The organism is Streptosporangium brasiliense (genome assembly GCF_030811595.1).
Classification (GTDB): Bacteria; Actinomycetota; Actinomycetes; order Streptosporangiales; family Streptosporangiaceae; genus Streptosporangium; species Streptosporangium brasiliense.
In genome coordinates this window covers 2,722,740-2,742,385 of sequence record NZ_JAUSRB010000002.1, presented here as the reverse complement: position 1 = coordinate 2,742,385, position 19,646 = coordinate 2,722,740, and the positions used below count along the sequence as shown (strand labels likewise).

The window sequence follows — 19,646 nt, the reverse complement described above, 5'->3', positions numbered from 1 at the left end:
GCAATGGGTAATCGATTACCCAATGCACCCCCCACAGCGGTCCCCGCGAAAGGCTGAACCCGATGGCACGATCCAATCGACTCACCCGCCTGACAGCCACCACCGCGCTGCTGGCCACCGGCCTGCTGGCCGCGGCCTGCGGCGGCACGGACGGCTCCGGCGCCGCATCGGGCGGTGACCGCCCCCGCGTCGGCCTGGTGCAGATCAACCAGCAGGCGATCTTCTTCAACGAGATGAACGCCGGCGCCCAGCAGGCGGCCAAGGAGGCGGGCGTCGATCTGACGATCTTCAACGCCAACGACGACGCCGCCAAGCAGAACGAGGCCGTCGACAACTTCGTCCAGCAGCAGTTCGACGCCGTCGTCGTCGTGGCCATCGACGTGGAGGGCATCAAGCCCGCCGTGAAGATCGCCAAGGACGCCGGCCTGAAGGTCGTGGCGGTCGACGCGATCGTGGACTCCCCCGCGGTCGACACCCAGGTCGGCGTGGACAACGCCGCCGCCGCCAAGGACGCCGGCGCGTTCGTCAACGACTGGGCCAAGGCGCAGAACCTGGCGGCGCCGAAGATCGGCGTGGTGGGCGCGCTCAACTCCTTCATCCAGAACATCCGCAAGGACGACTTCAACGCCACCGTCCAGGCGGGCGGCGCCCAGATCGTGCAGACCGTGGACGGGCAGAACAAGCAGGAGGCCGCCATGACGGCCGCCGAGAACCTGCTCACCTCGCGCTCGGACATGAACGCCATCTACGCCACCGGCGAGCCCGCGCTGCTCGGCACCGTGGCGGCGGTGAAGTCGCAGAACGCCGCCGACCGGGTGAAGGTCTTCGGCTGGGACCTCACCAAGGAGGCGATCAGCGGCATCGACGCGGGCTTCGTCGCCGGAGTCGTGCAGCAGGATCCCCGGACCGAGGGCTACGAGGCGGTCAAGGAGGCCAAGTCCCTGGTCGGCGGCGGACAGGCCAAGAAGAAGATCGACGTGCCCGTCACGATCGTGACCAAGGACAACGTCGACAAGTACCGCACCACCTTCAAGTAGGCCGGCGGGAGACCCAATAGAGATGAGCAGTCAGCAGACGGAGGTCGCCGACCGCGTGGTCATGCGCGACATCCGCAAACGCTACGGAATGGTCGACGCCCTGCGCGGGGCGACCCTCCGGGTCGGTGTCGGCGAGGTCGTGGGACTGGTCGGCGACAACGCCGCCGGCAAGTCCACCATGATGAAAGTGCTGGCGGGCGCGGTCGTGCCGGACTCCGGCGAGATCGTCATCGACGGCCGCCCGGTGTCCTTCACCAATCCCCGCGACGCCCGCGAGCTGGGCATCGAGATGGTCTACCAGGACCTCGCCCTGTGCGACGACATCGACGTGGCGGGCAATCTGTTTCTCGGCCGCGAGCCGCGCCGGAGCGGTGGCCTGCTGCTCGACACGCGGAAGATGCACGAGGAGGCCCGGCTCCACCTCGACGCGCTCAACATCCGGATCCCGCTCACCGACATCCCGGTGGGCGGTCTGTCCGGCGGGCAGCGCCAGGCCGTGGCCATCGCCCGCGCCGTCACCTTCGCCCCCAAACTCCTCATCCTCGACGAGCCCACCGCGGCCCTCGCCGTGACCGAGGTCGAAACGGTCCTCGAACTCATCAAGACGATCTCCGCCCAGGGGGTCGCGGTCATCCTCATCACCCACCGTCTGCAGGACCTCTTCCGGGTGTGCGACCGGCTCTGCGTGATGTACGAGGGGACGCTCCGCGCCGACCTCGACGCCCGCGAGACCAGCCTGGAGCAGCTCGTCTCGGAGATCGTCGCCCACGAGCTGCCCGAGGGGGCACGATGACCACCACCATCAGCGACCGGGTGGTGACCACCCGGTCGGCCCGCGCCAACGCGCACATCGGCAGGCACGCCCAGACCATCGCGATCGCGGTCGTGCTGGTCGTACTGCTGATCTTCTTCTCCTTCTCCGCCGACCGCTTCGCCACGGCCGGGAACATGCTCAACCTGATCCGGCAGATCGCCCCGACGCTGATCGTCGCGACGGCGATGACGTTCGTGATCTGTACCTCCGGCATCGACCTGTCGGTCGGCTCGACCGTGGCGCTGTCGGGATCACTGCTGGCGATCGTGCTCCAGCACGGCTGGGACCCGACCCTCGCCCTCATCGCGATCCTCGCCCTCGGCGCCGCGATCGGGTTCGTGAACGGGTGGTTCTCCGCCTACCAGGGCATCCCGCCGTTCATCGTCACGCTCGCCATGCTCTCGATCATGCGTGGTACGGCGCTGCGGGCCACCGAGGGCTACTCCACCCCGATCGACGGCGACCTGTGGATCGTCCAGCTCGGCCAGGGACGTGTCGCCGGGGTCCCGGTGCCGGCGATCCTCGCCGTGGTCATCGCGCTGGTCGCCTGGCTGACCCTGACCCGCACCCCGTTCGGCCGGTACGTGATCGGCCTCGGTTCCAACGGGGAGTCGCTCCGCCGGGCCGGGGTGAACACCCGCCGGGTGGGCCTGACCGTCTACGTCCTCACCGGCCTGGCCGCCGCGCTCGCCGGCGTGCTGATCGCCACCCGGCTCAGCTCGGGCTCCTCCAACGCGGGCACCGGGTTCGAGCTGGAGGTCATCACCGCCGTCGTCCTCGGCGGGACCAGCCTGTTCGGCGGCCGGGGCAGCATGCTCGGGACCATCCTGGGCGCCCTGGTCCTCGGCGTCATCGCCAACGGCCTGGTGCTGCTGCACGTCTCGCCGTTCTACGTCCAGATCGTCCAGGGCGGCATCCTGCTGCTGGCCATCTTCTCCAACAGCAAGGTCTGGGCGAGGTTCGGCGCGGTGCGGAAATGACCGGCCGGCCCGGAGCCGGCGGACCGGTGAGCGCGATGACGGTGCTCGGCCCGGTGCCCGTCGCCGAGCTCGGCGTCACGCTCTGCCACGAGCACCTGCGCAACGACGGCGCCAGCGCCTGGCACCCGGCCCCGGCCGGGGACGCCGAGGGGGAGCTGATCGCCGGCTCCCGGCTGCGGATGGACTTCCTCGGCCGGCTGCGGCACGACCCCTACCTCTCCCGCGACAACGTCTCACTCGACGACACCGAGGTCGCGATCGAGGAGGTGGCCCGGTTCACCGCCCGCGGCGGCCGGACCCTGCTGGAGGTGACCCCCGACGGCATCGGCCGCGCCCCCGGCGAGCTGGCCCGGATCGCCCGCGCCGGCGGCCTGAACATCGTGATGGGCTGCGGCTTCTACCTGGAGCGCACCCATCCGGCCCGGGTACGCGAGATGAGCGCCGACGACGTCGCCGCCGAGATCGAGCGGGACCTGACCGAGGGCGTGGACGGGGTGCGCGCGGGGGTGATCGGCGAGATCGGGATCTCGGCGGACTTCACCCCGGCCGAGGAGAAGGTGCTCCGCGGCGCCGCCCGCGCGCAGTCCCGCACCGGCGTGCCGCTCTCGGTGCACCTGCCCGGCTGGGTACGGCACGGCCACCGGGTGCTCGACGTCGTCGCCGAGGAGGGCGGGCTGCTGCCGGCCACGGTGCTGTCGCACATGAACCCCAGCCTGCACGACCGCGACTACCAGGTGTCGCTCGCCGTCCGCGGCGCCTACCTGGAGTACGACATGTGCGGCATGGAGTATCTGTTCCCCGGAGAGGGCCAGTCGCCGTGCGACGAGGAGAACGCCGCGGCCATCGCCTGGCTGGTCCGCGCCGGGTTCGGCGACCGGCTGCTGCTCTCCCAGGACGTCTTCCTCAAGACCATGCTGGTCCGGTACGGCGGGGCCGGCTACGCGCACATCCTCACCGACTTCGTCCCGCGGCTGCACCGCCACGGGCTGGCCCCGCAGGACACCCACCGGATGCTCGTCGCCAACCCGCGAGAGCTCTTCACCGCCGCGCACGGGCATCCGCGGTCCGCCGCCCTGCCCCACGACGGCTGAACACCCACAGAACGCCCTGCCGTACGACGGCCGGACACCCACAGAAGGAGACATCCGTATGACCCGCGTGCTGGTCGCCGGCGAGTCGTGGATCAGCGAGTCCACCCACTACAAGGGCTTCGACTCGTTCACCACGACCACCTACCACACCGGCATCGAGCCGCTGCGCGACGCTCTGGTGTCCGACGGCATGGAAGTCGACCACCTACCGGCGCACGACGTGCCGGGGCTGTTCCCCGCGACACTCGACGAGCTGTCGGCCTACGACGTGGTCGTGCTCTCCGACATCGGCGCCAACAGCATCCTGCTCCACCCCGACACGTGGCTGCACAGCAGGAAGTCGGTCAACCGGCTCGACCTGCTGGCGCGCTGGGTGGAGCAGGGCGGCGGCCTGGCGATGGCGGGCGGCTACCTGAGCTTCCAGGGCTTCGAGGCCAAGGCCGCCTTCCGCGGCACGGCCGTGGAACGGGTGCTCCCCGCCCGGATGTCCCCCTACGACGACCGGGTGGAGACCCCCCAGGGCGTCCCCGGGGCCGTCACCGACCCCGGTCACGTCATCGTCGCCGGGCTGCCCGCCACCTGGCCCGACCTGCTCGGCTACAACCGCTTCGAAGTCCCTCAGGACGCCGCGCTGCTGGCCACGGTGGGCGGGGACCCGCTGCTCGCCGTACGCGAGGCGGAGGCCGGGCGCACCCTCGCGTGGGCCTCGGACATCGCCCCGCACTGGTGCCCCGAGGAGTTCGTGAGCTGGGACGGCTACCGCACGCTCTTCACCCGTGCGGTGCGCTGGCTGGCGAAGGAGATCTGACATGGCGATCCCGGTGATCCTCGACTGCGACCCGGGGCACGACGACGCCCTCGCCATCCTGCTGGCGGTCGCCCACCCGGCGATCGACCTGCGCGCGGTCGCCACCGTGGCGGGCAACCAGACCGTGCAGAAGACCGCGCTGAACGCGCGGCGGATGCTCGGCCTCGCCGGGGCCGCCGGCGTACCGGTGGCGGCGGGCTGTGACCGGCCGCTCGTCGCGCCGCTGGAGATCGGCGACTACGTGCACGGTGAGAGCGGCCTGGACGGCCCGGCCTTCGGCGAGCCGGACGTGCCGCTCGACCCGCGACACGGCGTCGAGCTGATCCACGACACGCTCGCCGCCGCGGAGGAACCGGTCACGATCGTGGCGATCGGACCGCTGACCAACATCGCCACGCTGCTGCGCCGCCATCCGGGCGACCGCGAGCGGATCCGCGAGATCGTGATCATGGGGGGCTCCACCGAGCGGGGCAACCACACCCCGTACGCCGAGTTCAACGTTTACGCCGACCCGGAGGCCGCCGCCGAGGTGCTCGGCAGCGGCGTCCCGACCACCTGGGTCGGGCTCAACGTCAGCCACCAGGCCCTGGTCACCTCCGACGTGCTGGAGCGCATCAGCGCGCTGGGGACCCCGCTGGCGCGGATCTGCGTGGAGCTGCTCACCTTCTTCGGCTCCAGCTACCACAGGGCCTGGGGGTTCCCCGCGCCGCCGCTGCACGACCCGATCACCGTCGCCTACCTGATCGACCCGGCGGTCCTCACCCGGGTCCGGGTGGGCCTGCGGATCGAGCTGGACGGCGCCCACACCCGGGGCGCCACCGTGGCCGACCTGCACGGCCGGATGGACTGGGAGCCGAACGCCGAGGTGGGCACCGTCCTGGACAAGGACCGGTTCTGGGACCTCATGATCGGCGCCATCGACGTCCTCGGCCGCGGGTGACCCCCGGGCCGCCCGCCTGACCACCGGTCCCGCTCACGGCCCCGCCCCCCGCGGATCGCCGGTGAGCGGGGCCGTACGGCTTGAAAGCCTCCCCGTACGGCCCCGGCCCACCCCCCCGCCCGGGGGCACGCGGACAGCCCCGTCGCCTGGTCCGAGTGGGATGCGGAGGCGTTGCCGAGGCCAGACGGCGGGACGTGCCGTTGCTGATCAGCGCTGATCAGCGTGGACCACTCGGCGTGCCACCGGTGCCATGGGATTCCTGCGGGTAGTGGGGAGCTCGTCGTAGGCTGAAGGCCATGAAAGGTGGTGTCATGAGCGTTCAGCCCCTGCACGATGGCGCGGCGGACCATCCGAGGGTCCCGAGAACGATCGGCGGCATCTCCAGTGCGCTACGAGGAAGCCGCCGTGCTCAGTTCTTCGCCGAGCTTCTGGAGGCTCAGCAGGGCCCTGAGCTGGACGGTGTGCTGAACGCCTGGTGGGGACGGGCGATGCTCGACACCGATCCCGACCGTGACCGCGTCCGGGCGGCCGCAGAGGCAGGAACCCTGCCGACCGTCAGCATGGATGAGATTCTTCGTCGACGGCAGGAGCACCGCGCCCGGTGACTGAAGGCGACGACCTATGGCCTGTCACGCCGTCGGAGATCGTGGCTGACACACTGGGCGACCCATCGGTCTCAGCGGAAGTGTTCTCGGCGGTGGCCGCCCTCACCGTCGCCATCTGCGAAGATCCGTGGTTGGCCGGAAGCGATCAAGTCGGTGCCGATCCGGACTGGCGGGAGATTCTTGTCCCCAAGGGGTACGGCATCGCGGAGTACCGCGTCGACAGGAAGAACCAGCGAGTAATCCTCACCCGCATAGTCCTGTTCTGATGTATGAGAATCTGGCCCTATGAACAGGCTTGGTGGCGAGACTTCTCCCTACCTCCTCCAGCACACCAGCAACCCGGTTGACTGGTGGCCATGGGGTGCGGAGGCGTTCGCCGAGGCCAGACGGCGGGACGTGCCGTTGCTGATCAGCGTGGGCTACTCGGCGTGCCACTGGTGCCACGTGATGGCGCACGAGTCGTTCGAGGACGAGGGCACCGCCGCGCTGATGAACGAGAACTTCGTCAACGTGAAGGTCGACCGCGAGGAGCGGCCGGACGTGGACGCGGTCTACATGACGGCCACCCAGGCCATGACCGGCCAGGGCGGCTGGCCGATGACGGTCTTCGCCACCCCCGAGGGGCACCCCTTCTACACCGGCACCTACTTCCCCAGGTCGCACTTCCAGCGGCTGCTGGCCGGGGTGTCGAACGCCTGGAACGGCGAGCGTGAGGCGGTGCTGGAGCAGGGCTCGAAGATCGTGGAGGCGCTGCGGGAGCAGTCGTCGCTGCCCTCGGGCCCGCTGCCCACACAGGACACGCTGGCCCGCGCCGTGCGTGCCCTGGGCGACTCCTTCGACCCGGTGCGCGGCGGGTTCGGCGCGGCGCCCAAGTTCCCGCCGTCGATGGCGCTGGAGTTCCTGCTGCGCTACGCCGCCGCCCGGCCCCGCACCGGGGGCGGGCCGGAGCGGCCGGACCCGGAGGCGGGCGCGGAGCCCGGGGCCGACACGGCGACGGCGATGGCCGGGCGGACGCTGGAGGCCATGGCCAGGGGCGGCATCTACGACCAGCTCGGCGGCGGCTTCGCCCGCTACAGCGTGGACGCCGGATGGGTGGTGCCGCACTTCGAGAAGATGCTCTACGACAACGCGCTGCTGCTGCGGGTCTACGCGCACTGGTGGCGCCTGACCGGCTCGGCGCTGGGCCGGCGGGTGGCCGTGGAGACGGCCGACTGGCTGCTGGCCGAGATGCGCACCCCCGAGGGCGGCTTCGCCTCGGCCCTGGACGCCGACAGCGAGGGCGTGGAGGGCAAGTTCTACGCCTGGACCCCCGAGGAGATCCACGAGGTCCTGGGCGAGGAGGACGGCGCCTGGGCGGTCGCCCTGTACGAGGTGACCGGCACCTTCGAGCACGGCACCTCGGTGCTCCAGCTCCTGTCGGACCCCGACGACGCCGAGCGGGCCGCCCGGGTCCGCGCCGCGCTGCTGGCCGCGCGGGCCCGCCGGGTACGGCCCGGCAGGGACGACAAGGTGGTGGCCGCCTGGAACGGCCTGGCCATCGCCGCGCTCGCCGAGGCCGGGGCCCTGTTCGACCGGCCCGACCTGGTGGCGGCGGCGCGGGCGGCGGCGGTGCTGCTCGATGAGCTGCACATGGACGGCGACCGGCTGCTGCGCACCTCGCGCGACGGCCGGGCGGGCGCCAACGCCGGGGTCCTGGAGGACTACGCCGACCTGGCCGAGGGCCTGCTCACCCTGTACGGCGTGACCGGGGAGGTCCGCTGGTTCCACCGGGCCGGGACACTGCTGGAGACCGTGCTCGACCGGTTCGCCGACGGCGCCGGCGGATTCTTCGACACCGCCGACGACGCCGAGCCGCTGTTCCGCCGCCCGCAGGACCCCACCGACAACGCGACCCCGTCGGGCCAGTCCGCCGCCGCCGGGGCGCTGCTGTCCTACGCCGCCCTGACCGGCTCGGCCAGGCACCGGGAGGCGGCCGAGGCGGCCCTCGGCCCGGTGACCCTCCTGGCCGACAAGCACGCGCGGTTCGCCGGGTGGGGGTTCGCGGTGGCCCAGGCCGCCGTCTCCGGCCCGGTCGAGGCCGCGATCGTGGGCCCGCCCGACGACCCGGCGACCTCGGCGCTGCACAGGACCGCCCTGCTGTCCACCGTCCCCGGCCTGGTCGTCGCGCTCGGCACGCCCGGGTCGGCCGAGGTGCCGCTCCTCGCCGGCCGGGACCTGCTCGACGGCGCCCCGGCGGCCTACGTGTGCCGGGGGTTCGCCTGCAGGATGCCCGTCACCACCCCGGCCGGGCTACGGGCCGAGCTGGCGTCCTGAGGCGCCCGCGCTAACGGCCCGGGGCTCTGTCGAAGCCGTCGCCGGGGGGCTGTCCCTGGTCACCGGTGCCGCCGCCGTCCATGCCGTCACCGGTCCCGCCGTCTCCAGTCCCGCCGTCTCCGGTGCCGTCGCCGCCCGTGCCGTCACCGGTGCCGTCGCCCGTCCCGTCCGGGGACTGGCTCTGGTCGGGGGACGGGTCGGCCGTCGCGTCGGGGCGCGGCGTGGGCGTGGCGGTGTCGTAGCCGTCCCCGCCCCCGTCGCCGTAGTCGCGGTTGCCGGAGTCGTAACCGTCGTCATAGCCGTCGTCGTAGCCGTCGTAGGTGGAGTAACCGTAGTTGGACGGCTCGGCGAACTCCTTGACCGGCTTGCCCGACATCGCCTCGGCCATGAAGGCGCGCCAGATCTGGGCCGGGTAGGTCCCGCCGTACTGGGCGCTGCCGTTGACGACCACCGGCCTGTTGTCGTCACGGAACATGTCCACCGCGACCGCCAGCTGCGGGGTGAACCCGGCGAACCACACGGCCGCCGACTTGTCGGTGGTGCCGGTCTTGCCGGCCACCGGGCGGTCGTAGAGGCGGGCGGCCGAGCCGGTGCCCGCCTCTACGACCTGGGTCAGCGCGTAGGTGGCGTCGATGGCGGTCTGCTCGGTGAAGGCCCGCTCGCCCTTGACCTTGATCTTGGTGGTCCTGCCCTTGGCGTCGGTGACCGATCGGATCACGTGGGCGTCACGGTGGACGCCCCCGGCGGCGAACGTGGCGAAGCCGGAGGCGTTCTGCACCGCGCTCACCGACGCCGTCCCCAGCGGCAGTGTGGGGAAGTCCGCCTGGCGGGCGAGCTGGTCGGCGGGGATGCCCGCGCCCTCGGCGATCTTGGCGATCTTGTCCAGCCCGACCCGCTGCCCGAGGTCCACGAAGGCGGTGTTGACCGAGCTCTGGGTCGCCTTGACCAGGTTGACCTGGCCGTAGGAGTAGTTGCCCGAGTTGGGGATGCCCCTGTCGCCCGAGGTGACGTGCAGGGGCGAGTTGCCGTCCACGCGGGTGTCGAGGCCGAAGCCGTTGTTCAGGGCGGCCGCGAGCGCGTACGCCTTGAACGTGGATCCGGCCTGCACCTTGGCCGAGAAGGAGTTGTCGAACTTGTTGGCCTCGTAGCTGGGCCCGCCGTAGAAGGCCACGACCTCGCCGCTGGCGGGGTCGACGGCGGCCAGGCCGGTGCGGACCTTGGCCGAGGTGCCCTCGGGCAGGACCGAGGTGACGGCCCGCTCGGCGGCGGCCATCAGCCCCTTGTCGAAGGTCGAGACGATCTTCAGGCCACCCTGGTTGATGGCCTCGTCGGTGTATCCCATGCGCTTGAGCTCGGCCGTCACCTGGTCGAGCATGTAGCCCTCCTGGCCCTTGGGCGCGAAGATCGCCTTGGGCTTCTTGAGGGTGGGGAAGGCGGTGGCGGCCGCCTGCTCGGGGGTCAGGGCCCCGGTCTGCACCATGCCGTCGATCACCGACTGCCAGCGCGCCCTGGCCGCCTCCAGGTCGGCGCCCCGGGGGTCGGCGAAGCGGGACGGCTGCTGGATCACCGCGGCGAGATAGGCGCCCTCCGCGACGGTCAGCCTGCCGACGTCCTTGCGGAAGTAGGCGTCGGCCGCCGCCTGGACCCCGTCGGCCCCCCGGCCGAAGTAGATCGTGTTGAGATACTGCTCCAGCACCCAGTCCTTCGACTTCGACTGGTCCACCTTCAGGGAGATCAGGACCTCCTTGAGCTTGCGGGCGACGGAGCGCTCCTGGCTGAGGCCGCTGTAGTAGTTGCGGACCATCTGCTGGGTGATCGTCGAGCCGCCCTGGAGCTGCTGGCCGGTGACCGTGGACCACATGGCGCGGAAGGTGCCCTTGAGGGAGACGCCCTTGTCCTCGTAGAAGGACCGGTTCTCGGCGGCGATGACCGCGTCCCTGACGCTCTCGGGGATCTGCGACAGGGCGACGCTCCTGCGGTTCACGCCCTGCTTGGCCAGCACGGTCTTGCCGTCGCGATAGTAGATCACCGAACCCTGCGCGGTGGCCCTGGGCTGCGTGCTGTCCGGGATCGGCGTCATGACCCACGCCACCCCGAAGAGGCCGATCATCGAGAGCACGGCGGCGCCGGCGACGACGAGAGCGATCCGCAGGACCCTCCGCCGCGGACCGCCCCTCTCCTGCCCCTTCTCCTGGCCTCTCTCCCGGCCCTTCAGCACGCCCGAACCCCCATCCACTCCGCATTCACCCCCCGTGAGCAGTGCGGACCGTAAGGGTAAACGATGGATAACGGTGTCTGAACCCCGCTTGGGATAGTACGGCTAGCTCTTCCCCTGGCGCGGTACATCGGCCACCAAAGGAAGGACCCGGTATGGCACGGGTGTGTCCAGCGCGATCACCGACGAGGTCCGGACCACCCCGCGAACGTCAACAATCAGGTCGATGACCCTCTGCAGATCGGCATTGCTGCGCGCCACCACACGGCAGTGCATGTCGTCGCCGCCGGTGATCGTGTGCACCTCCAGCACCTGGGGGATCGCGGCGAGCTGGTCGGCGACCGGGTCGTGCCCGCTGACCTGGCGGATCTGCAAAGTGACGAACGCGGTCACGTCGTAGCCGAGCGCGGCGGGGGCGATGTCGGGGCCGAAGCCGGTGATCACACCCCGGGCGGTCAGCCGGTCGAGACGGGCCTGCACGGTGCCCCTGGCGACGCCGAGCCGCCGGGAGCACTCCAGCACGCCGAGCTTGGGCTCCCCCGCCAGCAGGGCGATGAGCCGGGCGTCGAGTTGATCAATCGTCATGATGTACAGGCACTCCGGTGGAACGGGCGGACAGATATACAAATTGTCCACTAATTCAAGTGACTGTTGCACAACCAGCCCATCAATACAGAGGGTGTGCGTATGAGCGACATTTTTCCCGTGAACGGTATGGACGCGGTGGTCTTCGCCGTCGGCAACGCCAAGCAGGCCGCCCACTACTACTCCAGCGCCTTCGGCATGAAGCTGGTGGCCTACCGGGGCCCGGAGAACGGCAGCCGTGACGAGGTGGCCTATGTCCTCACCTCCGGCAGCGCCCGGTTCGAGTTCCGCGGCGCGGTACGGCCCGGCACCGGCGTCGCCCGTCACGTGGCCGAGCACGGCGACGGCGTGATCGACCTGGCCATCGAGGTCCCGGACGTGGAGGCGGCCTACGCCCACGCGCTGGCCCAGGGCGCCCAGGGCCTGGCCGAGCCGTACACGCTGGAGGACGACCACGGCAAGGTCGTGCTCGCGGCGATCGCCACCTACGGCGAGACCCGGCACACCCTGGTCGACCGGTCCAACTACAGCGGCCCCTACCTGCCCGGCTACGCCGCCGCGGAGCCCATCGTCGCGGCCCCCGACGTGAAGAACGGCCGCCTGTTCCAGGCCATCGACCACTGCGTCGGCAACGTCGAGCTCGGCAAGATGGACGAGTGGGTGGAGTTCTACAAGCGGGTCATGGGCTTCACCAACATGGCGGAGTTCGTCGGCGACGACATCGCCACCGAATACTCGGCCCTGATGTCCAAGGTGGTCGCCGACGGCACCCGCAAGGTGAAGTTCCCGCTCAACGAGCCGGCGATCTCCAAGAAGAAGTCGCAGATCGACGAGTATCTGGAGTTCTACGGCGGCCCGGGCGTCCAGCACATCGCGCTGGCCACCAACGACATCCTCAGCACCGTCGACCACATGCGCGCGGCCGGGGTGCAGTTCCTCGACACGCCCGACTCCTACTACGACGACCCGGAGCTGCGCGCCCGCATCGGCCAGGTCCGCGCCCCGATCGACGAGCTGAAGAAGCGCAAGATCCTGGTCGACCGCGACGAGGACGGCTACCTGCTGCAGATCTTCACCAAGCCGGTGCAGGACCGCCCGACGGTGTTCTTCGAGCTCATCGAGCGGCACGGCTCGCTCGGCTTCGGCAAGGGCAACTTCAAGGCGCTCTTCGAGGCGATCGAGCGCGAGCAGGACCTCAGGGGCAACCTGTAACGGCTCTTGGCTTTGCCGAGGCGGGTCCCTGGTGATCACAGGGTCATGGGACCACCGCCACCGCCGCCGCCGGACGACTCTGGATCAGCCCCCTGGTCCACCCCGCCCCCCGGGCGGGGCCCCGGCGGCGGCGGGCCGGCGCCCGTGAGACTCGGCGGGCGATGGCGCCGCCTGATCGCGGGCATCCTCGACATCATCATCGTCGGCCTGATCTCCTCGCCGTTCACCTACGAGACGTTCACCACCGTCTGGGACACCGACAAGGACGTCTTCGTCCGGGTGCCCGTCCAGCACACCTTTCTGGCGGCCCTCATCGGCTTCCTCTACTACTGGCTGCTGACCGCCTTCTGGAACGGCCAGACACTGGGCAAGAAGCTGTTCGGCCTGCGCGTGGTCGACGACAGCGGGCGCAGGGTCGGGGTCGGGCAGGCCGCGGTGCGCGAGCTGGTGGCGTGGCTGCTGTACGCCACCTGCTGCCTGGGCTGGATCAACCTCGCCTTCATCCTTTTCACCCGACGCAAACAGGCCATCCACGACATCGCCGCCAGGACATTGGTCGTAGATGCCTGATCACCCCAGGTCAAGCACCTGTCTGGCGTAGTCTGCCGTTCGGTGGTCCGGTCCGACCGGGCTCGGAAAGGGGATTTGAGGGCATGGCGTCCGGTCGGCTGGCTATCGCGGCAACCGCCACTCTTCTCGGTTTACTCGGCTCGGTCGCCTGTTCGGCGTCACAAGGGGAGAGCATCACCTCCAAGGATGCGGCGCCCTCCGGCGCCCTCGGCTCCGCCCCGCCGCGGGCGGCGGGCACGATCGGCGCCCCCGGGATCGGCGACCCCGACTTCCCCACCGACGGCAACGGCGGCTACGACGTCGACCGCTACCGGCTCAAGCTCGCCTACGACCCCGCCGCCAAGCACCTTTCCGGCGTGGTCGGGATCGAGGCGAGAGCCATCCAGGACCTGTCCAGGTTCAACCTGGACCTGCGGGGGCTGGAGGTCGACCGGATCACGGTGGACGGCCGTCCCGCCAGGTTCGAGCGGGTCAAGGACGAGCTCATCGTCGCCCCGGCCGAGCTGATCCGCGGCAGGTCCGGCTTCACCGTCGAGGTCGCCTACGCCGGAGAGCCCAAGCCGGTCACCGGCTCCTCCAACCTGGGCACCTACGGGTTCATCCCGACCGCGGACGGCGCGTTCGTCACGGCCGAGCCCAACGGCGCCAAGACCTGGTTCCCGAGCAACGACCACCCGGCGGACAAGGCGCTCTACGACTTCGAGATCACCGTCCCCGCGGGGCTGAACGTGCTGGCCAACGGCGAGCTCGTCGGCGAGCCGAAGACCAGCGGCGGCAAGACGACCTTCGTCTGGCGGGAGAGCCACCCGATGGCGAGCTATCTGGCCACCATCACGATGGGCCGCTTCGAGCTGCGCCAGGGCAAGACGGCGGCGGGGATCCCCAACCTGGCGGCGGTGGACCCGCGCTACCGCGACGCGCTCGACACCCTCTACACCCAGTCGGGGCAGATCACCGACTACTGGAGCACGGTGTTCGGGCCCTACCCGTTCTCCTCCACCGGCGGCGTGATCGACGACTTCACCGCCGGATACGCGCTGGAGAACCAGACCAGGCCCATGTACGGCGGGTTCAACCCGGACGAGGGCATCATCGCCCACGAGCTGGCCCACCAGTGGTTCGGCGACAGCCTGAGCATCAGGCGCTGGAAGGACCTCTGGCTCAACGAGGGCTTCGCGACCTACGCCGAGTGGCTGTGGTCGGAGCACAAGGGTGACTCCACCGCCGAGAGGATCTTCCGCGGCCACTACGCGGCCGGCCCGTCCGCCGCCATCTGGAGATACCCGCCCGGCCGCGCCAAGCCGGAGGACCTGTTCAACAACTCGGTCTACACCCGCGGCGGCATGACGCTGCACGCGCTCAGGCAGCGGATCGGCGACCCGGTGTTCTTCAAGCTGCTGAAGACCTGGACCGCCGAGCACAAGTACGGGAACGTGACGACCGAGGAGTTCGTGGCGCTGGCCGAGAAGCTCTCCGGCAAGCAGCTCGACAGCCTCTTCGAGGCCTGGCTGTTCACGGCCGGGAAACCGACCGAGTGGTGACGGCCCGGCGGCGGGTCAGCCGAAGATGAGCCGGTAGCCCTCCTTGCGCAGCGACGCGAGCACCTCGTCGGAGTGGGCGGGGCCCTTGGTCTCCAGCTGGAGCTGGACCTCGACCTCGCCCAGGTGCACGCCGAGCCGCTCGTGCACGATGTCGAGCACGTTCGCGCCGAGCCCGCCCAGCTTGGCCAGCAGCAGCGCCAGCACGCCCGGCCGGTCGGGCAGCGGCACCCGCAGGGTCAGATAGCGTCCCGCCGCGGCCAGGCCGTGCCGCAGGACCTTGGCCAGCAGCAGCGGGTCGATGTTGCCGCCGGAGAGCACGGCCACCACCGGCGGCTCGAAGACCTGCGGCTCGGCCAGGATCGCGGCCACCCCCGCCACCCCCGCGGGCTCGACGACCTGCTTGGCCCGTTCGAGGCAGAGCACCAGCGCCCGGGAGATGTCGCTCTCGGTGACCGTCACGACGCTGTCGACCAGGTAGTGGATCAGCTCGAAGGGCAGCTCGCCGGGGCGACCGACCGCGATGCCGTCGGCCATGGTGGCGGCGGGCTGGACCATCACCGGCCGCCCGGCCGCCAGCGAGGCCGGGTAGGCGGCCGCCCGCTCGGCCTGCACGCCGACGATCCGCACGCCCGGCCGGAGCGACTTGACCGCGAGCGCGACCCCGGCGGTCAGCCCGCCGCCGCCGAGCGACATCACGATGGTGCCGACCTCGGGGAGCTGCTCCAGGATCTCCAGCCCGATCGTGCCCTGCCCGGCGATGACGTCCGGGTGGTCGAAGGGGTGGATGAACACCGCCCCGGTCCGCTCGGCGTGCTCCTTGGCGCTGGCCAGCGCGACGTCCACGGTGTGGCCGGCGAAGACGACCTCGGCGCCGTAGGAGCGGGTCGCGGCCACCTTGGGCAGCGGCGCCCCCTCCGGCATGTAGACCGTCGCCCTGGCGCCGACCAGACCCGAGCCGAGCGCCACACCCTGGGCGTGGTTGCCGGCGCTGGCCGCCACCACGCCGCGGGCCCGCTCCCCCTCGCTCAGCCCGGCGATCCTCACATAGGCTCCGCGCACCTTGAACGACCCGGAGCGCTGCAGGTTCTCGCATTTGAGGTGGACCGGCCCGCCGATGGCGTCGGACAGCACGTGCGAGTGGAGCAGGGGCGTCCGCAGGGCCACGTCGGCCAGGAGCTCACGGGCGGCGACCACGTCGTCGTAGGTCACCTGGGGGTGGGACATGCATGCCATCCTCCCACCCGCGCCCGGTACGGCCGCACCCGGCACGGCGGGCGGAGGCCGTACCGGGACAGGCGCGGCAAGCCCCCCCCGAAGGCCACAGCGGCGTGCTCGGCGCCGGCCTAGGCCTGGTCGCCGTCGTCGCCATCTCCACCGCCAGGGAGCGGCCCCCGTCCTGGACGCCCCCCCTGGCGCCGGCGGCCCCTCGCCGGCGCCCTCGTGAGTCTCATCTTTGTTTCGATCCGTGGCGAGCGGCGATCCTGCTGGTCGCGGGAGGCAAAGCAGGTGACTGGGAACACCGGTATCGAGAGGCGATCCCGAGAGCTGAGCAGTTGTATGAGATCTACCCGGTGGATCGGCAGAAGGAGATGACGCGGTGACCAGCCATCGCAAGTGGCGTGAGAGCGGCCATCTGGAGCGTGCGATCGAGACCGCGGGGGGGCTGGAGCGGTTCGAGGCGGAAACGCGGCACCTGCGGGAGGAAGCTCAGGCCTGGCGACTCACCGAGATGCGCAGGCGCCGTGGACTCACCCAGCACCAGGTCGCGGAGAGCATGGGCGTCTCGGTCGGACGAGTTTCACAGATCGAGAAAGGCGATGTCTCGACCAGGGAAGTCCTGGATCGATATGTCACCGCGCTTGGGGGCACTCTCAAACTGATCGCCGACTTCGGCGACGAACAGCTCAAAGTCAGCTGATCGTTCGATGGCTTCCGGCCGGCGGCCAAGCGCCTGCGGAGCCGTACGGGACCGTGTGCGCGGAGCCTCAGCGGGACCGGTAACGGTCGGCGGCGAGGATCAGGGCTGCGGCGCCGGCCGGCACGGAGTCGATCAGCTCGCCGAGCGCCTTCCACAGGGTCCGCTCGTCGCCGCCCGGCGGGTGGCCCGCACGTTCCCGTCGGGGTCCACCAGGGCGACGGCGAACTTCGTCCCGCCGATGTCGACGGCAAGCACCGATCCGGACATCTAACGATCATATGGCCGGCCCACGGCCGGGTGGGAGGAGAAGACCAGGACGGAGGCGGTGAACCCGTGCACATGGTTGTGCCCGCTGACCGGGCCGACCTCCCCGGCCGCGAAGAACCCGGCCACGCTGATCGGGCCGAGGGTGTCGCGGAGGGCGACCGCGTCGTGGTCGGCGCTGCCGAACATGGCCGAGCCCCGGCCGTTGCAGGAGAACAGCAGGGCGCCGTCCACCCGGCCGAACTCCTCGCGGTGGGCGTCGAGCAGCTCGTAGAGGTCCTCGTCGGCGGTGGCCGCGTCGCGGACCTGGAAGCGGACGGTGCGGCCGATCTCGACGACGTCGCCGATGGCCACCGCCTCCCTCTCGGGGTCGATCCCGAGCACTCCCCTGATCAGGAAGTCGCCGCGCTCGTGCCGCTCGGCGTATTCGTCCATGGCGACACCGATCTGCAGGCCCGAGGCGACCAGGTCCCGCTCGTCCTCGTCCAGCGCGCTGACGATCTCCTCCAGCCTGGCCAGAGCGGGCTGGCCGGCGAGTTCGAGGAGCAGGTTGTCCTCGACGGCGGTGACGGCCATCGTCGGGCCGATCGGGCGGCACCCCTGGCTGACCACGGTGCTGATGTTGACGGGGCCGCTGAGCAGCACCCCGACGGCGCCCTCGGTGTATACCTCCCCGTCGGCGAACAGCCGCACCGCGCCCCGGCCGCGCAGGGCGTTGGCCAGCCCGCCGATCAGCGGGAGGTTGCCCAGCACCTCCTTGGAGCGCTCGACGAACCCGTCGGTGGGGAAGCTGTAGGGGTCGGTGAACAGGATCGCCGCGTGGTCGTCGGGGTGGCGCTCCGGCAGGCCGACCACGACGAAACGGTCCTCGGTCCGTAACGTGTCCAGCGCGAAGGTCGTCAGCCGGGCGCCCGCCAGGGTGGCGGCCCAGACGCTCACCGAGGGGGTCACCTCGACTCCCTGGCCGTCACCGATCACCCCCGTGGCGCTGCAGCCGAGCACCGAGGCGTCGGGGGTCATGTCCATCACGCGCAGTCCCGCGCGGGAGACCTCGTCTGGATCCTCGCCGCAGATGAAGAAGCAGACCAGGTCAGGGGGTGCGGTCAGACCCGCCAGGGCCTGACGCACCGCGGTCTCGGCGGCGGTGACCAGGTCGGCCCCCACCGCGAGACCATCGGCGAAACGACTTGTCAAAAGCACCACTCGTCTCGCCTCTCCTTCTTTTCCGAAGCCTTGTCTTGGTGCGATTCTCCCCACTGTGGGAACAAGCACGCGCACCGAACGTCACTCAATGGCAAGATCCGAAACCGGGATAAGAGTGCCGGTTTCGGCGCCGGGGACGTAGGCTCGATCCCGTGCCTCAAATCCCAGAGCCACGTACTCTGCGCGAGCTACGCGCGAGCGGCCATATCCACCGTACGGTAAAGGCCGAGATCCGCGAGAACCTCCTGGTCCGCCTCAGGGCGGGGGAGACGCGGTTCCCCGGCATCGTGGGCTTCGACGACACCGTCCTGCCCCATCTGGAACGGGCCCTGCTCGCCGGGCACGACCTGGTCCTGCTGGGCGAGCGCGGCCAGGGCAAGACCCGGCTCATCCGCACCGTCACCGGCCTGCTCGACGAGTGGACCCCGGTCGTCGACGGCTGCGAGATCAACGACCACCCCTACGAGCCCTCCTGCGTCCGCTGCCGCCGGCTGGCCGACGAGACGGGCGAGGACCTGCCGATCTCCTGGAAGCACCGGGACGAGCGCTACGGCGAGAAGCTCGCCACCCCCGACACCTCCGTCGGCGACCTGATCGGCGACATCGACCCGATCAAGATCGCTGAGGGGCGCACGCTCGGCGACCCGGAGACCGTCCACTACGGCCTGGTCCCGCGGAGCAACCGGGGCGTCTTCTCGGTCAACGAGCTGCCCGACCTGGCCGAGCGGATCCAGGTGTCGCTGCTCAACGTGCTGGAGGAGCGCGACATCCAGGTCCGGGGTTACAACCTGCGGCTTCCGCTGGACATCCTGCTGATCGCCAGCGCCAACCCGGAGGACTACACCAACCGCGGCCGGATCATCACCCCGCTGAAGGACCGCTTCGGCGCCGAGATCCGCACCCACTACCCGCTGTCGATCGAGGCCGAGCTCACGCTCATCCGCCAGGAGGCGGCGCTCGGCCAGGTGGGCGCCGACCTTCCCGACCACCTCGTCGAGGTGATCGCCCGGTTCACCCGGCTGGTGCGCGAGTCCACCGCGGTGGACGCGCGTTCCGGGGTGTCGGCCCGCTTCTCCATCGCCGCGGCCGAGACCGCCGCGGCCTCCGCCGTACGGCGGGCGGCCCTGACCGGCGAGGAGCACGCGGTCACCCGCGTGGCCGACCTGCCGGGCATCGTCCACACGCTCCGCGGCAAGGTGGAGTTCGAGGTCAGCGAGGAGGGCCGGGAGACCGAGGTCCTCGCCCACCTGCTCCGCCGGGCCGTGGCCGAGACGTTCCGGGGCACGCTCGGGGGCGCGGACCTGACCGCGCTGCTGGAGAGGTTCGCCGAGGGCGTCCAGGTCGAGTCCGGCCCCATGGTCCCCGCCGCCGAGCTGCTGCGCAGGATCGGCCCGGTGCCCGGTCTGGCCAAGATCATGTCAAGGCTCGGCATCGGCGACGAGTCCCCCGGGCACGCCGCGGCGGCGCTGGAGTTCGCCCTGGAGGGCCTCTATCTCCTGCGCCGCCTGTCCAAGGACGAAGTGGACGGTACGGCGGTCTACCGCACCTGA

19 protein-coding genes are annotated in these 19,646 nt (G+C 70.8%); 14 read left to right on the top strand and 5 right to left on the bottom strand.

The genetic code is table 11. The annotated features are described in order from the left end of the window. The first annotated feature begins 62 nt into the window (after nucleotides 1-62). From J2S55_RS21410 to J2S55_RS21370, 9 genes are all read left to right on the top strand, one after another. A complete protein-coding gene (locus J2S55_RS21410) occupies nucleotides 63-1,037 on the top strand; it encodes a substrate-binding domain-containing protein (RefSeq protein WP_306863836.1) in 975 nt (324 codons plus the stop codon). A 22-nt stretch (nucleotides 1,038-1,059) separates the two neighbouring features. Then, nucleotides 1,060-1,830: an ATP-binding cassette domain-containing protein gene (locus J2S55_RS21405; protein ID WP_306863833.1), complete on the top strand. Its 771-nt coding sequence runs from the start codon at nucleotides 1,060-1,062 to the stop codon at nucleotides 1,828-1,830. Continuing rightward, a complete protein-coding gene (locus J2S55_RS21400) occupies nucleotides 1,827-2,831 on the top strand; it encodes an ABC transporter permease (RefSeq protein WP_306863831.1) in 1,005 nt (334 codons plus the stop codon). Before J2S55_RS21405 ends, J2S55_RS21400 begins: the two co-directional genes overlap by 4 nt. After that, nucleotides 2,828-3,922, top strand: coding sequence for a phosphotriesterase family protein (locus tag J2S55_RS21395; RefSeq protein WP_306863829.1), 1,095 nt, complete (start codon nucleotides 2,828-2,830; stop codon nucleotides 3,920-3,922). Before J2S55_RS21400 ends, J2S55_RS21395 begins: the two co-directional genes overlap by 4 nt. A gap of 58 nt (nucleotides 3,923-3,980) precedes the next feature. Continuing rightward, on the top strand, nucleotides 3,981-4,730 hold the full coding sequence (locus J2S55_RS21390) for a glutamine amidotransferase (RefSeq protein WP_306863827.1): 750 nt from the start codon (nucleotides 3,981-3,983) through the stop codon (nucleotides 4,728-4,730). 1 nt (nucleotide 4,731) lies between these two features. Beyond that, nucleotides 4,732-5,670 carry a nucleoside hydrolase gene (locus J2S55_RS21385; protein ID WP_306863825.1) on the top strand — a complete coding sequence of 313 codons (939 nt, stop codon included), beginning with the start codon at nucleotides 4,732-4,734 and terminating at the stop codon, nucleotides 5,668-5,670. Between the two features lie 311 nt (nucleotides 5,671-5,981). Beyond that, complete coding sequence (locus J2S55_RS21380) at nucleotides 5,982-6,275, top strand: hypothetical protein (protein WP_306863822.1); 294 nt, start codon at nucleotides 5,982-5,984, stop codon at nucleotides 6,273-6,275. Next, nucleotides 6,272-6,541, top strand: a complete 270-nt coding sequence (locus tag J2S55_RS21375) for a hypothetical protein (RefSeq protein ID WP_306863819.1) — start codon at nucleotides 6,272-6,274, stop codon at nucleotides 6,539-6,541. The genes J2S55_RS21380 and J2S55_RS21375 overlap by 4 nt, the downstream gene beginning before the upstream one ends. A 19-nt stretch (nucleotides 6,542-6,560) precedes the next feature. Next, complete coding sequence (locus tag J2S55_RS21370) at nucleotides 6,561-8,588, top strand: thioredoxin domain-containing protein (protein WP_306863817.1); 2,028 nt, start codon at nucleotides 6,561-6,563, stop codon at nucleotides 8,586-8,588. A gap of 10 nt (nucleotides 8,589-8,598) precedes the next feature. Here the strand turns inward: J2S55_RS21370 and J2S55_RS21365 are convergent, their stop codons facing one another. Together J2S55_RS21365 and J2S55_RS21360 are read right to left on the bottom strand one after the other, a co-directional pair. Further along, nucleotides 8,599-10,824 (bottom strand): transglycosylase domain-containing protein, encoded by a 2,226-nt coding sequence (locus J2S55_RS21365; protein ID WP_306863815.1) that lies wholly within the window; start codon nucleotides 10,822-10,824, stop codon nucleotides 8,599-8,601. An 84-nt stretch (nucleotides 10,825-10,908) separates the two neighbouring features. Next, a complete protein-coding gene (locus tag J2S55_RS21360) occupies nucleotides 10,909-11,388 on the bottom strand; it encodes an Lrp/AsnC family transcriptional regulator (RefSeq protein WP_306863811.1) in 480 nt (159 codons plus the stop codon). 102 nt (nucleotides 11,389-11,490) lie between these two features. Between J2S55_RS21360 and hppD the strand changes: the two genes are divergently transcribed. The 3 genes from hppD (at nucleotide 11,491) to J2S55_RS21345 (ending at nucleotide 14,711) form a co-directional block, all read left to right on the top strand. Beyond that, nucleotides 11,491-12,600 (top strand): 4-hydroxyphenylpyruvate dioxygenase, encoded by a 1,110-nt coding sequence (gene hppD / locus J2S55_RS21355; protein WP_306863808.1) that lies wholly within the window; start codon nucleotides 11,491-11,493, stop codon nucleotides 12,598-12,600. Between the two features lie 144 nt (nucleotides 12,601-12,744). Beyond that, nucleotides 12,745-13,170, top strand: coding sequence for an RDD family protein (locus tag J2S55_RS21350; protein WP_306863805.1), 426 nt, complete (start codon nucleotides 12,745-12,747; stop codon nucleotides 13,168-13,170). Between the two features lie 83 nt (nucleotides 13,171-13,253). Next, a complete protein-coding gene (locus tag J2S55_RS21345) occupies nucleotides 13,254-14,711 on the top strand; it encodes a M1 family metallopeptidase (RefSeq protein WP_306863802.1) in 1,458 nt (485 codons plus the stop codon). Between the two features lie 15 nt (nucleotides 14,712-14,726). Here the strand turns inward: J2S55_RS21345 and ilvA are convergent, their stop codons facing one another. Then, nucleotides 14,727-15,935, bottom strand: coding sequence for a threonine ammonia-lyase (gene ilvA, locus J2S55_RS21340; protein ID WP_306863799.1), 1,209 nt, complete (start codon nucleotides 15,933-15,935; stop codon nucleotides 14,727-14,729). A gap of 373 nt (nucleotides 15,936-16,308) precedes the next feature. On the opposite strand from ilvA, the gene J2S55_RS21335 reads away from it, so the two are divergent. Next, nucleotides 16,309-16,629: a helix-turn-helix domain-containing protein gene (locus J2S55_RS21335; protein WP_306863797.1), complete on the top strand. Its 321-nt coding sequence runs from the start codon at nucleotides 16,309-16,311 to the stop codon at nucleotides 16,627-16,629. A 132-nt stretch (nucleotides 16,630-16,761) separates the two neighbouring features. Here the strand turns inward: J2S55_RS21335 and J2S55_RS21330 are convergent, their stop codons facing one another. Together J2S55_RS21330 and J2S55_RS21325 are read right to left on the bottom strand one after the other, a co-directional pair. Beyond that, the gene (locus tag J2S55_RS21330; protein ID WP_306863795.1) at nucleotides 16,762-16,896 is read right to left on the bottom strand and encodes a hypothetical protein; all 135 of its coding nucleotides are present in this window, start codon (nucleotides 16,894-16,896) and stop codon (nucleotides 16,762-16,764) included. After that, nucleotides 16,897-18,093 carry an FIST signal transduction protein gene (locus J2S55_RS21325; RefSeq protein WP_306875518.1) on the bottom strand — a complete coding sequence of 399 codons (1,197 nt, stop codon included), beginning with the start codon at nucleotides 18,091-18,093 and terminating at the stop codon, nucleotides 16,897-16,899. A 155-nt stretch (nucleotides 18,094-18,248) separates the two neighbouring features. Between J2S55_RS21325 and J2S55_RS21320 the strand changes: the two genes are divergently transcribed. Next, the gene (locus tag J2S55_RS21320) at nucleotides 18,249-19,646 is read left to right on the top strand and encodes a sigma 54-interacting transcriptional regulator (protein WP_306863791.1); all 1,398 of its coding nucleotides are present in this window, start codon (nucleotides 18,249-18,251) and stop codon (nucleotides 19,644-19,646) included.

Coding starts and splice junctions, on each gene's coding strand:
- J2S55_RS21410 (WP_306863836.1), top strand. CDS start 63: ATGGCACGATCCAATCGACTCACCCGCCTGACAGCCACCACCGCGCTG.
- J2S55_RS21405 (WP_306863833.1), top strand. CDS start 1,060: ATGAGCAGTCAGCAGACGGAGGTCGCCGACCGCGTGGTCATGCGCGAC.
- J2S55_RS21400 (WP_306863831.1), top strand. CDS start 1,827: ATGACCACCACCATCAGCGACCGGGTGGTGACCACCCGGTCGGCCCGC.
- J2S55_RS21395 (WP_306863829.1), top strand. CDS start 2,828: ATGACCGGCCGGCCCGGAGCCGGCGGACCGGTGAGCGCGATGACGGTG.
- J2S55_RS21390 (WP_306863827.1), top strand. CDS start 3,981: ATGACCCGCGTGCTGGTCGCCGGCGAGTCGTGGATCAGCGAGTCCACC.
- J2S55_RS21385 (WP_306863825.1), top strand. CDS start 4,732: ATGGCGATCCCGGTGATCCTCGACTGCGACCCGGGGCACGACGACGCC.
- J2S55_RS21380 (WP_306863822.1), top strand. CDS start 5,982: ATGAGCGTTCAGCCCCTGCACGATGGCGCGGCGGACCATCCGAGGGTC.
- J2S55_RS21370 (WP_306863817.1), top strand. CDS start 6,561: ATGAACAGGCTTGGTGGCGAGACTTCTCCCTACCTCCTCCAGCACACC.
- J2S55_RS21360 (WP_306863811.1), bottom strand. CDS start 11,388: ATGACGATTGATCAACTCGACGCCCGGCTCATCGCCCTGCTGGCGGGG.
- hppD (WP_306863808.1), top strand. CDS start 11,491: ATGAGCGACATTTTTCCCGTGAACGGTATGGACGCGGTGGTCTTCGCC.
- J2S55_RS21345 (WP_306863802.1), top strand. CDS start 13,254: ATGGCGTCCGGTCGGCTGGCTATCGCGGCAACCGCCACTCTTCTCGGT.
- ilvA (WP_306863799.1), bottom strand. CDS start 15,935: ATGTCCCACCCCCAGGTGACCTACGACGACGTGGTCGCCGCCCGTGAG.
- J2S55_RS21330 (WP_306863795.1), bottom strand. CDS start 16,896: ATGTCCGGATCGGTGCTTGCCGTCGACATCGGCGGGACGAAGTTCGCC.